The 12,299-nt window shown below is 71.3% G+C and carries 8 protein-coding genes and 1 pseudogene; 3 read left to right on the forward strand and 6 right to left on the reverse strand.

Features of this window, described 5'->3' with window-relative positions; translation table 11 throughout:
* Positions 1 to 46: 46 nt before the first annotated feature.
* Together ACIQCH_RS00930 and ACIQCH_RS00935 are read right to left on the reverse strand one after the other, a co-directional pair.
* Entirely contained in the window at positions 47 to 610 is a 564-nt protein-coding gene (locus ACIQCH_RS00930) for a hypothetical protein (protein ID WP_402576515.1), read from the reverse strand.
* A gap of 280 nt (positions 611 to 890) precedes the next feature.
* Positions 891 to 1,319: a hypothetical protein gene (locus tag ACIQCH_RS00935; RefSeq protein ID WP_402576517.1), complete on the reverse strand. Its 429-nt coding sequence runs from the start codon at positions 1,317 to 1,319 to the stop codon at positions 891 to 893.
* Positions 1,320 to 2,943: 1,624 nt separating this feature from the next.
* On the opposite strand from ACIQCH_RS00935, the gene ACIQCH_RS00940 reads away from it, so the two are divergent.
* Positions 2,944 to 3,657, forward strand: a complete 714-nt coding sequence (locus ACIQCH_RS00940; protein WP_402576519.1) for an alpha/beta fold hydrolase — start codon at positions 2,944 to 2,946, stop codon at positions 3,655 to 3,657.
* A 51-nt stretch (positions 3,658 to 3,708) separates the two neighbouring features.
* Here the strand turns inward: ACIQCH_RS00940 and ACIQCH_RS00945 are convergent.
* Positions 3,709 to 4,383 (reverse strand): annotated as a pseudogene (locus ACIQCH_RS00945) (transposase).
* A 45-nt stretch (positions 4,384 to 4,428) separates the two neighbouring features.
* Positions 4,429 to 6,168, reverse strand: a complete 1,740-nt coding sequence (locus tag ACIQCH_RS00950; RefSeq protein WP_402576891.1) for an Imm49 family immunity protein — start codon at positions 6,166 to 6,168, stop codon at positions 4,429 to 4,431.
* Between the two features lie 847 nt (positions 6,169 to 7,015).
* Here ACIQCH_RS00950 and fxsT point away from each other — a divergent pair.
* Positions 7,016 to 9,457 carry an FxSxx-COOH system tetratricopeptide repeat protein gene (gene fxsT / locus ACIQCH_RS00955; RefSeq protein WP_402576521.1) on the forward strand — a complete coding sequence of 814 codons (2,442 nt, stop codon included), beginning with the start codon at positions 7,016 to 7,018 and terminating at the stop codon, positions 9,455 to 9,457.
* 165 nt (positions 9,458 to 9,622) lie between these two features.
* Here fxsT and ACIQCH_RS00960 read toward each other — a convergent pair whose 3' ends face one another.
* Together ACIQCH_RS00960 and ACIQCH_RS00965 are read right to left on the reverse strand one after the other, a co-directional pair.
* Positions 9,623 to 10,186, reverse strand: a complete 564-nt coding sequence (locus ACIQCH_RS00960; protein WP_402576523.1) for a DUF4291 domain-containing protein — start codon at positions 10,184 to 10,186, stop codon at positions 9,623 to 9,625.
* Between the two features lie 202 nt (positions 10,187 to 10,388).
* Positions 10,389 to 11,543, reverse strand: coding sequence for an FAD-dependent oxidoreductase (locus ACIQCH_RS00965; protein WP_402576525.1), 1,155 nt, complete (start codon positions 11,541 to 11,543; stop codon positions 10,389 to 10,391).
* A gap of 106 nt (positions 11,544 to 11,649) precedes the next feature.
* Here ACIQCH_RS00965 and ACIQCH_RS00970 point away from each other — a divergent pair, with 106 nt between their 5' ends.
* Positions 11,650 to 12,210 (forward strand): TetR family transcriptional regulator, encoded by a 561-nt coding sequence (locus ACIQCH_RS00970; RefSeq protein ID WP_402576527.1) that lies wholly within the window; start codon positions 11,650 to 11,652, stop codon positions 12,208 to 12,210.
* Positions 12,211 to 12,299 lie beyond the last annotated feature (89 nt).

The following is a 12,299-nucleotide window of genomic DNA, read 5'->3' on the forward strand; positions in this document are numbered from 1 at the left end:
CCGCGATCGCCGGGCCGGACCTCGTCCGGCCCGGCCAGGGCCGTGCCTACCCGCGCATGTTCAACGGCGGCTTCCCGAGGCGCGCGGTCGACCGCTCAAGACGCGTCGTCGCCGGCCGTGGCCGCGGGGATTCCTGGTCCCCGTCCGAGGTGAACACGATCACGTACGACTCCAGCCCCTGCTGCGGAGCGTCCGTGCCCGCGCGCAGGGCCGCGTCGAAGCGTTCAGCCGAATCGTGTCGGCCCTTCGCCCACACCTGGACCCGATACGTCGAGCCGGGATCGAGCTCCAGAACCGGCTCACCTGGAGCCACCGCCTGCCCCCACACCTCCATCGGGGACGCGGCCGGCGAGGCGGCTCCGGAGGTCGGGCCCCACACCTCCAGCAGCCCTCCGTACACGGGACGGTAAGAGACCGAGTCCAGCAGCTCCCAGCCCTCACCGCCCGGTACGCCCGGGCTTTCGGACAGCGCTAACGCCACCCGGGCCTCATGGTCCTGGACGCGGGAGACAATCCTGATACACCCGGCCGAGGAGAGCACTACCCGCTCCGACGTGAAGTCCGGCCCTTCCTCGTACGGCTCGAAGCCCTCCACCACCGCCTCACCCACGTCGAAGTGCGAACTCCACATCGACCAGACCGGCCCCGCTCACTGTTAGCACTCGAATCCCCTCTCAGCGGCAACACGAGCACCTTTCCACTGTCGGGTGCGGGTGCGGGTTCGGGATCGGTGCCAGCGGGTGGCGGTCAGGCGGTGCGCGGGCTGCCGGGCCTGTCGAGTGCTGCGGACCGAGCAGGCCGCGCTGAAATGTCACGGCGAAGCGCCCGATGACGGGTTACACCCGGTGCACGATCGGGGCCCTTCCGCCGCCAGGGGGGAGTGCGGGCCTTCAGTGCAAAGACATTCGACGGGGTGGGGTCAGTCCCACCAGAATTCCCAGGAGTGGGTAGGGGGCGGTGACGGCCAGGCGTTTGTCGGGCGAGAGCATGTCGTCGTCCTCGTCGACCGCGGTGTACGTCGCCCACCAGGTCGCGAGAAGATCGGCCGGGTCGTGATCGGCGGGCGATGACATCCGCTCGGGGAAGAGCTCGCCGGTGCCCCAAGGCGCGAAGCCGCGCTCGTGCGGGTCACGCGAGTCGAGAAGCAGGGGCCACACTCCTGAGCGGAAATGCTCGGCGCGGATCCGCTCCCACAACCCCCCAGGTATGGCCCCGTCGCTCAACCACAGGGCATGGACGCCCCCGTCGCCTTCATCAGAGGTGATCAACCGGCCGGGCGGAAGCGGGACGGCAAGGGTCGACAGCAGCTGCGAGTTCACGGGCGGATGCTAGCTCCCGGCTCTGACAGGCTCGCGGGAGGCAGCTGGACGTGGGGTACCTGCAGCTTCCCGGAGATGACGCCGATATCCTCGGCAAGGTAGTCGCCGTCCTGCGCGCGTTCTGAGCGGGAGCGCCCTGCGCCGCAGGCGGGCTGACCTCCGCGGCACGGCGCGCACGCGGCTCCTTCACGAGCCAACGCCAGCCAGTATCCAGCACGACGACGGGACCCACCTTGACCATGATGCCCGGATCACGCGTGCCGGGACGGACCTGGACGGTCCGCCTCACCGGCCACTCCGATCACACCGTGTCCGTCACCTGCAGCACAGCCGCGTGCCGGATGCCGCCCCGCTCGAGGGACTCCGCGAGCATGCGCCGCTTCGCCGCAGAGCACGCCAAAGCCCACGGGCGCCTCGCAGGCGCCCGCCCCAACGCCGCCTGCAGCTGCGGCAGCGCGCTGTGCGCCCTCCATGAATCCCGTGTCCAGTGCGCCGGCACCAGCCTGCTGGTCCTCGTCCACAACCCGGCCGTCGGCCAGGTCTGGACCCTGGCAGAGGTGTGCCAGACCTGCGCCCGGCACATCCCGCACCTCGCGGTCCTGGCCACCGCCAGACCCACGCTCCCCACGCCAGCGGCCCCTGTCGCGGAGCAGTCGGCGCAGCGGGCCGCGGTGCCGGGCGGTTTCTCCTCACCGGAGGCCGCACCTGATCCCGCACCGGGGCCGCGTCGCACTCACCGCCCCCACCGTCCTCGGCGGCCCCGGAGCTGATCCGGCGAGGCTGAGGTTGCTGCGGTTGGCGTGACCATCTCCGGTCTGGGAGAGGCCGGACTGTCGGTTGCGTTGTCCCGGGGTGGCTGGGCCGACGTGGACTTCATCGCCGGCCCCGACGGCGCGGGTTCCCTCCCGGCCTCGGGCATCGACTCAGCGTCGGACTTCGAGGCCCGTATGGATCACTGGTCGCTCGTGTCTTCGGGGGTCCGTGGCGCTGCTCAGTGAGTGAAAGCAGGTCCTCGGGAACGTCCCGGGCATCCGCACCGAGCCCCACTGCACGGAGAAGCCGAGCCACATCGGCAGTGCTCATTTCGCCCGGGCCGCTTCGAGCCCGGGCCACGTCCAGGCGGAAGACGTGCTCCGCGTCGACCACCCCGACCGCGCCGCGCCGGTGGATCTGGAGCAGCCGGATCGGGGTGGAGATCTCGGAGAAGACCGGCCCCCGACACCCAGGCCGCCCGCGACGACCTTGCCCAGACACCAGACGGGGCGCGTTTCAGGAGCGGGCTCCGCCCTCGCTTCCGCCGGCGCGCCCGGCTCCGGTACCTTCGGCGGCTCGGCTGCGAGTGGCCAGCCCCGGCGCACCCTCGGGTGTGCCGGGGGCAGTTGGACAGGCGTGGAGTTCGTTGACCGGCATCCGCAGCGGATCGCAGCAGGCTGGTCCACGGTGCGCTAAGCGCATCGTGTGAGTGACGCCCAAGGCGCCTTCCACGACACAGACGCTATGAGCACGGGTGCGGACGTTCAGGCGGTTCGAAGATCCGTACCGGGGGTGCGTCCCTGGGGCTTTTAGGGCCTGTATCGAAAGTACTTTCTAGGAGATCGTCAGGCTGCCCGGCTACGGTGCGGGCATGGTGAATTTCGTGCTGGTTGCCGGTGCACGGCTCGGGGCGTGGGCGTGGGGCGAGGTGGTGCCGTATCTGCGTGCGGCCGGCCACGGCGTCTATCCGTTGACGCTGTCCGGTCTTGCTGACAAGCGGGGTGTACCGGCGGGGCAAGCGACTCACGTCCAGGACATCGTTGCCGAGGTGGAGCGCCAGGGTCTGCGTGACGTGGTCCTGGTGGGTCACAGTTACTCGGGCATCCCGGTCGGTCAGGCCGCGGAGCGGATCGGTGACCGACTGGCCCGCGTGGTGTTCGTCGACTCAAGTGTTCCCACTGACGGCGAGTCGTTTGTCTCGGCCTGGCCGGACGGCGGGGCGGCAGTGGAGGCATCGATCGCCGAGAACGGGGGGTTCTGGCCGCTCGCGCCAGCTGCTCACTACGACGGCGAAGGTCTCACCGATGAGCAGATCGAACGCCTCGTGCGTGGCTCGACGCCTCACCCAGGTGCCACGCTGACCGAGCCCGCTGTGCTGGCGGGGCCGCTCGGTGAACTTCCGGCGACATACATCCTGTGCGTGATGCCGGGGGCCGAGCCCGACGGCGCCGAGCCCGACGAAGATGTGGCCGAGCTGCTGACCAGCAAGCGCTGGCGGCTGGCCAAGATGGACACCGGCCATTGGCCGATGTTCTCCCAGCCGCGCGAGCTGGCGCAGATTCTCCTCAATGCTGCCGTGGAGTGAGAGCACCTTCATGCCTGCGGCCTGGTTTTGGACGCGCTTGATGTGTGCTGGTCACAGCCATTCGCTGATGGCCGCTATGAGGACGGTCGCCTCGTAGCGGACCGCCAGCTTGTCGTATCGCGTGGCGACAGCACGGTGTCTCTTGAGCCGGTTGATCCCGTACTCGACCGCATGGCGCTGGCGGTAGTCGACCGGGTCGAAGTGCGGGGGCCGGCCGCCGCGGGAGCCGCACTTCTGGCGGTTGCGTGCCTGGTCGGCCTTGTCCGGGATGGTGCAGCGGATTCCGCGGCGGCGCAGGTAGGCGCGGTTTTTGCGGGAGGGTACGCCTTATCGGCCCGCACGCGGTCGGGGCGGACGCGTGGCCGGCCCGGTCCGATGCGGGGTACGCGGACCTTCTCCAGCACGGGTTCGAACTGCGGCGAGTCACCGCGCTGTCCTGCCGTCCCACGTGATCGCCCCCTTCGCGTCGGCCAGGGACTGGAGCCGGGTAAGGATCCGATGCCAGGTCCCGCTCCGCTTCCATCTGCGGAACGGGTCGTAGATCCGACTCCACGGTCCGTACTCGGCGGGCACGTCCCGCCACGGAACGCCGGTCCGGACCCGAAACCGTATGCCGTCGATCAGCCGACGCCGGGGCCAGACGGGCGGCCGCCCCGCCCTGGCGCCCTTCGGCAACAACGGCTCCAGCACCGCCCACTGCTCGTCCGTGAGATCTCCGCGCCCCATGAACCGTGATCATTCACAGCCCGAGATCCACTTTCGGTACACGGCCTAGAAGGGTTCAGCGGCCCGCAGGAGGTACTGCGGCAGGTAGGGGGACTCCACGCGGATGGCCCAGCCCCGGCGGCGGGCGTGGCAGGCCAGGGCCAGGACGTCGAGGTTGACGGAGACTTGGGGTCCGTCGGCGCGGTCGGCGACCTGGTAGTGGGCGCGATGGGCTTCGAGCGCGTCGGCCAGGGCGAGGTTGAAGCTCTCCTCGTCACCCTCCACGAGCTGCGACAGCAGCACGGCCGGCGGCATCGCGAAGCCCCAGTCCTTGGCCTTCTCGGCCTCCTGCAGCGCCCGTTGCGCGGCCGCTTCGGGCTCGGCGCCGGTCAGGTAGGCGTGGAGCCCTTCGCGGTACGCGGTGAACGCTGATCCGTCCCGGCCGGCAAAGGTGGGGCCGGTGAGGACCAGGGGGGCGAGGTCCTCACGCACACCGGTGATCAGGGCGAAGGCGACGGCCATCTGCCAGTACCCGGCACCGGCTTCCCTGCCCCGCTTGGCGGGGTAGCGCAGGGTGCGCCCGCCGATGGACACCTCGACCTCGGTGTCCGGCTCGGCCAGCGCGACGCGGAACAGGGCCGCGCCCATCTGAGAGGCCAGCCGAAGAGCGGCGAGCTGGGCGTCCGCGAGGTTGCCGGGGTTTCCCGCCCGCCACTGGAACAGGCGCTGCTGGTCCTCGAGCGCGCTGGCCAGATGCCCGACAGCAAGGGGCTTGCCGTCGACGGGAGTGAACGCTTCGTGGAGGTGTTCCTCGTACATGGCCTCGATCCGCTGGATCCCGTCCCCATCCTGCTCACAGACCGGCCGCTCCACGACGAGCGGGCCCGCGGCGAGCGCGGCGACGGCGTCCGGCCGGCGGTTCCGGCCGAACCCCGAGACCCGCGGTCCCTGTGTCTCGAAGCCGGTGACCAGCGCGTGCGGGAGGTAGTCCGTGTGGACGGAAGGTGCCCAGCCCAGCGTCCGGTACGCGAGGGCGGCGAGTGCGATGGGGATCAGGGGGAGGAGAGTGCTCGGTGTGGCCGTGGGGCCGTGCAGGGCGGCGTGCATGGTCAGGAGGTCGGCGAGTGCGGCGTCGAAGCTCTCCCGGTCCTCTGTCGTCAGTGCGCGCAGCGTGCGCAGCGCCAGGCTGTCGGGCGGGTCGAGGAGGGGCTCGCCGGTCTGTTCGGCGCGGGCACGGATCCGGTCCAGAGCAGCGTCGAGGGCAGCCAGCTTGGCCCGCGCGCTCGCCGGGTACTCCCCGTCGCCGGCGTCGTCCAGGACCACGGCCGTCAACCCCGTGGCGAGCTCGCCGGCAGGCGTTCCCTTCGCCTGCTCGGCGAACTTCCGCCGGGCGAAGGTGAACTCCTCACCGTGCCACTTCACCTTGTCCCGGAGCACCGACAGACACAGTGCGTCGATCCACTCGCCGGGCGTGACCGTTTCCTCGGGGGCGTCGTCACCCGGGTCGTAGCTCACGCCGAAGTTGACGTACTCCAGGAAGACGTTGAAGGTGCAGTGGGGGTGGTACGCGGCGTAGGCGACGGCGCCGACCGCAGCCTCGGAGGCGTCCTTGAGGGCCGCCTTGGCCTCAGGGGTGTCGAGGTCAGGTGTTTCGACGGAGAGCGCGCCGAGGTAGTCGAGGAACTTGTCCGCGATCGACTGCCATTCGTACGTGGCCATGCGGCCGGCCCTCGACATGGAGTGCACCTGACGCCCGATGCGGTTCGTGAAGTCCTCCCGGGCTGCCGAAACGGCGGCCCCGCCCACCTGGTGACGCTCTATTCGCACTGCCCTACTCCTTGATCGAATCTCAGCGACAGCCTAGGCGAGGACTCTGACAGGCCGGCGACGTGAGCACGGCCCCATGCCATGTGGCGTCGCTCTGTGAGCCCACCGCGGCCTGCAGGCGGGCAGGCACGGAAGGCTAGGAGTGGAGAGTGCACCTCTCACCGCCCGTCGGGCCGATGCTGGCCCGCTCCGTGACGGCTCTGCCGCCGCCTGGGGTGAGGCCGTTGTCACACGAACACCCTGGGACGGGTCCCTTAAGAGGCGCACGGGGCGGGCGAAGGGGTGCAGATGCACGGGATCGAGACGGGGCCGTTGCCTCTACGGTCGAGGCTTGGACTGTGGTGCCAGTTCTACCTCCAGTGGATCTACCTGCCGCTGGGCGGTCTTTCTCTCCTTTCGGCGATGCTGGCCGGCGGAGTGCAGGCGGCAGGGTCCGGTACAGTCCCGGCCCGCTCCAGACGTCGAGCCATGGGACCCGTACGGCGACGAGTCCGTGTACTGCGCTGTTCTGGTCGAACATCAACCCGTACGGCACCTTCCGCCTCGACATGGACAAGCGGCTCGACCTGCTGCCTGCCCTGGTGCCCGGGCCGCGCCGCGCGGCGGATGATGGCGTTCAAGCAGCAGGCTCGGCATCCGGCCGCTGAGCCGGAGCAACACCACCGCCCGCGTCGTGACCACCCGCACCCTTCCAGGGACGTGATCCAAGCGGGAGCATCCTGGTGACGGTGGACGGGGGTGGCAGACCATGGGGCGTAGACGGGGTGCGTGGGCCGGGTCGGCGGTAGCGGGAGGGGCCGCATTGGTGGCGGCTGTGCTGGGGCCGGTGACCAACTACGCCAGTGACGCGGTGCCTGGCTGGGCGGCGCAGGCGTGGGTGATCTGGCCGCTGTTCGCCGTGCTGGTGGTGGTCAGCATCGGGCTGTTGCTGTGGAGCCGGCAGCTGGATGCCGCACCAACGCCCGCGGCGCGGCTGGCACCGGTGGGCCGGCTGGCCCGAGGCCAGCAGGCTTCGTTACGCCCCCCGCATGTTCAGCGCGTGCGGGGGCGTGAGGGAGAACTCGCCGAGCTGGCAGGCATGCTTCGGCGGCCACGAGGCCGGTTCGCGGTGCTGTGCGCGGTCGGCGGGATGGGCAAGACAACGGTGGCCGCGCAACTGGCCACCCAGGCCGAGGCGGCGGGCTGGCGAGTGTTCTGGGTGCGCTGGCGCGACGGTGCCGAGCTGGCGCAGCAGATGGTGCAGGCGGCGCTGGCCTGCGGCCTGCCAGAGGCAGAGCTCGAGGCCGCGCGAGCGGGGCAGGCGAGCCTGCCGGATGTGGTCTGGCGACAGTTGGGCCGGGTGCGGCGGTGGCTGCTGGTGGTGGACAACGCCGACGAGCCGGACGAGATCGGCCCGGCAGGGGAGCCGGTGGCCGACTATCGCGGCTGGATCCGTCCTCACGGCCGGGGCCTGCTGGTGGTGACCAGCCGGGATGGCAGCGAGCAGACCTGGGGTCCGTGCGCACAGCTGCTGCCACTGGAGCCGCTGCCGGTGCGACCTGCGGGGCAGGTCCTGCTGGACGCTGCTCCAGTGGCCGGCACCGCCGAGCAGGCCCGGGAGCTGGCGGCGCGACTGGGCGGGCTGCCACTGGCGTTGCACGCGGCCGGCACCTATCTGGCCGGACCCACCAGCCGCTACCGCACCTTTGCCGCCTACCGCCAGGCCCTGGAACAGGAACTGCGGTTCTTGTTGGGAGCGGCGCACCCGAACGCCTCCCATCCGCAGGTCGCCCGCGCCGTGGTGCGGCACACCTGGGAGGTGTCCTTGGACCAGCTCGCCGGGGAGGGCAACGCTTTGGCCCGCCCCTTGTTGCGGCTGCTGGCCCTGCTGGCTCAAGCCCCCGTCCCACTGTCCCTGATCACCCCGGACCTGCTGTCCGTCGTCACCGGACACGACGTCACCGCGGTGGCCCTGGAAGCCGCGTTCGCCGGCCTGCACCGCTACGGTCTCCTCGGCCTGCCCCGCTCTCCCGGGAGCACCGGCCCGGCGTCGGGCAGCAGTGGTGAGGGGGCGCAGGTGGTGCTGCATCCCCTGATCCGAGAGATCAACGCTGTCGCCCTCACGGCCGAGACCTCCGATCTCGCCGTGTGGCACCGGGCTCTTGCCGAGCGGCTGACCACGGCTGTGCACGAGGCCAACCAGCGCGGGCGCGCTGGTTGGCCTGCAGCCGTGCTCCTCGCCCCCCACCTGCCGCTGCTGCTCGACTACGCGGACCCGCGCACCGCCACGCACCACCGCACCACTCTCAACACGCTGGCGCAGGTGCTGCAGAAGGCTGGCGCTTTCGGTGCGGCGCGCCTGCTGCATGAACGGGTCCTCGAGGTCGAGACCCGCATGCTGGGCCCCGAGGACCCCGATACCTTGACGAGCCGCAACAACCTGGGCAATGCCTTGTTCGGAATGGGAGAGCCGGCCGAGGCAATACGCCTGCTCCGGCAGACCCTGGAGGACCGCGTCCGCATCCTGGGCCCCGAGCACCCCGATACCTTGACCAGCCGCAATGACCTCGCATGCGCTTTGGACGGGACGGGCGAGCATGCCGAGGCGGTGGGTCTGCTGCGGCAGACCCTCGGCGACCGTACCCGTGTCCTGGGCCCCGAGCATCCTCACACGTTGGCCAGCCGGGACAGCCTCGGTCTCGCGCTGGATGGGATGGGCGAGCACGCACAAGCAGTGCGCATGCTCCGGCAGACCCTGGAGGACCGCATCCGTGTCCTGGGCCCCGAGCACCACCTCACCCTGCTCAGCCGCCACAACCTCGCCAGCGCCCTGACCGGGGCGGGTGAGCAGACGGAAGCGGTACGGCTGCTGCGGGAGGCGCTCAACGACCACGCCCGCATTCTGGGCGACGGGCATCCTCACACCCTCGCCAGCCGGGACAGCCTCGGTCTCGCGCTGGATGCGATGGGCGAGCACGCACAAGCAGTGCGCATGCACCGGCAGACCCTGGAGGACCGCACCCGCATCCTGAGCCCCGAACACCCGGATACCCTTGCCAGTCGCCACAACCTCGCCCTCGCTCTGACCAGTGCAGGTGAGCAGGCCGAGGCGATGGACCTGCTGCGCCGAACCCTCGATGACCGCGTCCGCATCCTGGGCGACGAGCACAGGCATACCTTGAGCACCCGCAACGCGCTGGAGACAGCGCTAGCCATGTCCACCCAACGGTCACAGAGCCGGTGGTGGCAGTGGCTGCGGCGCAGGAACGTCGCAGCCGGTGGCGGTTGAGGAGACCCTGTATCCCCGAGCCGCCGTCAAGCAACAAGCAGCACGCTGCAATTATTGTCGCGTTGCGTGAGCGTAGCGGTGGTTGGCTCGTCGGAGAACCGGCGGGCTACCTGCCGCCGTACGCGGTCGGCGTCCGAGCCGCCCGTCGACCGGCACGACGTTGACCTACATCGGCGACAGGCGCTCCTCCATGCTCCGGCTCAGCGGGTAGACGCGCTCGGCGGGCAGCAGCCGCTGGGCCTGGGCGGCGCGACCGCTGCGGACGAGCAGCGCGGCCTTGCGGACCTGCGGGGTGTGGTCGGTGAGGCTGACGACCCAGTCGTCGGCGAACGTGCGGATCAGGTGGCGACCGATGCCGACCTGGATGCTGTAGTGGTTCAGGGCCGCCCCGCGCACCGAACGTTCGGGGTCCCACTGCAGGTGCACGGCCGCGCGGGCCACCGCCTCCGGGTGCGCGGTCGTCGGTACGGCTTGGGACAGGGCCTGCTCCCAGCCGTCCCGTGTCATCCGCACCGCGAGAACGCGCTCCTGCCCCGGCTTGCGGGCCCAGTTGCTGCGGTGCATGAGCCACAGGAACGAGGGCTTGATCCACGTCATCCGCTGGAACGAGAACGGTGCGACGAAGCGCCCCGCCCGCAGTGCGGCGTCGGCGATCGTGGACGGGTAGGCCTGGTAGACCACGATGGTCCGGGCGTCGTAGTCGGCGCGGATCTGGTGTGGCGGCGTCATGCACCGCACCCTGTCACCCGCCGTGCCCGCGTCGCCAACGGTTTCCCGCACGCGAGGACCTGTTCCGACCGGCGCGGACGGACGCTGTGGCCGCTCGCGCTCGCCGTCACGGACCCGGGTCCCAGCCGCCCCTGGCCGGGGCTCGCGCCCGGACGGGAAGCCCTCGGAAGCCGAGATCCGGAAGGGGGCGAACCGGAGCGGTTCAGCGGTAGTTCAGCTCGGCGAGCTCGGTGGCCAGGCGGCGACGCAGCGCGGGGATGCGGGACGCGACGGGCAGCACCGTGTTGCGTACGGCGCGCAGGGCCGGATTGCGGGTGGTCGCGATCCGGGTCATGCGGTCGGTGAGTGCCACCACCCGCTGGGCTACGGGCCGGCGACGGGCCTCGTAGCCGTCGAGGTCCTCGTCGGCGAAGGCGCGGCCGAGGGCGTACGCGTCCTGGATGCCGGTGTTCATGCCTTGGCCGCCGGCCGGGGAGTGCACGTGCGCGGCGTCCCCGGCGAGCAGCAGCCGGCCGACCCGGTAGCGGTCGGCGACGCGGTGGTGGATCCGGAACCGGGAGGACCAGGCCAGCTCGCGGACGGTGGCCTGGCCGGGCATGCGCTCGTCCAGCAGCCCCTGTACGAACGCGAGTTGCGGCGCGGCGGGAGCCTCGGCGACGCTCGCGACCACCCGGTAGTGCCCGCCGGGCAGCGGTGCGACGACGGTGAGCCCGGTGGTGCCGAGCCCGAGCGTCACCTCGCCGGCGCCGGGAGCCCAGTCCATGACGACGTCGGCCAGCACGAAGGACTCCTCGTACGCGCTGCCGGTGAAGCCGATCCCGGCGGCCCCGCGGACCGCGCTGTGCATCCCGTCGGTGCCGATGGCGTACCCGGCGCGCAGGGTCTCGCCGGTGGCCGTGGTGAGGGTGACCCCCTCCGCGTCCTGGGAGATCCCGGTGACCTCGTACGGGCGGTGGACGTCGGCGCCGAGGGCGCGCAGGCGGGCGAGGAGCACGGCCTCGGTCCGGTCCTGGGGGACCATCAGCGCGTACGGGTAGGCGGTCGGCAGGCCGTCGAAGCCGATCGCGGCGAGGGGACGGGCGCCGTCGCGGATCCGGAACGTGCTGACCGGGATGCCGCGGCCGATCAGCTCGGCGGAGAGCGCGCGGGAGGGGGCGAGCTCGTCGAGGACCTCCAGGGTGCGGGCGTGCACGACGGCGGCGCGGGAGGTGTTGGCGCCCTCGGCCAGCCGGTCGAGGAGCACGAAGTCGATGCCGGCCCCGGCCAGGGTCACGGCGAGGGCGAGGCCGGTGGGGCCGGCGCCGACGATGGCGACGTGGGTGGTGGCGGGGAGCGGGAGTGCGGCGGTGCTGGTCATCACGGGCCTCCTGCAGTAGGCCAACGCCTGTTGGCCAACGACTGTTGACTACAGGGTGCCGACAGGGGGCTGGCGTGTCAACGCTTGTTGGCCTACGGTTGTTGGCATGACGGTACGACGCTCCTCCGACCAGACCAAGGCGGCGATCCTGCGGGCCGCGCGCGAGCGGTTCGCGGTGCAGGGCTACGAGCGCACCACCATCCGGGCGATCGCGGCGGACGCGGAGATCGACCCCTCGATGGTGATGCGGTACTTCGGCAGCAAGGAGCAGCTCTTCGGCGCGAGCCTGGCCATCGACCTGCGGCTGCCGGACCTGGGCGCGGTGCCGGCGGCTGAGCTGCCGACGGCGCTCGTGCGGCATTTCGTGGCGCGGTGGGAGGGCGACCCGGCGGACGACGCGCTGCTCGTGCTGCTGCGTTCCGCGGTGACGAACGAGCAGGCGGCGGCCCGGATGCGCGAGGTGTTCGCGGCGCAGGTGGCCCCCGCGCTAGCGGCGGCCCTCGGCCCGGAACGGGCGGAGCGGGTGGCGGGCCTGGTCTCGGCCCAGCTCCTGGGCCTGGCGCTGACCCGCTACCTCCTGAAACTCCCCGGGGTGGCCTCCCTGTCCCCGGAGGCCGTGGTCAGCGGCCTGTCGCCCGCCCTGGAAGCCACCTTGTCGGCCCCCTAGCAACGGAGGAGTCGAGCCGCTGCGGCCGTGTCGGCCGGCATCCGCCGCACCGGGCGAGTACAAGGGATGGCACACCGCCGACCCTCGGC

Source organism: Streptomyces sp. NPDC093225 (assembly GCF_044753805.1).
Taxonomy (GTDB): Bacteria; Actinomycetota; Actinomycetes; order Streptomycetales; family Streptomycetaceae; genus Streptomyces.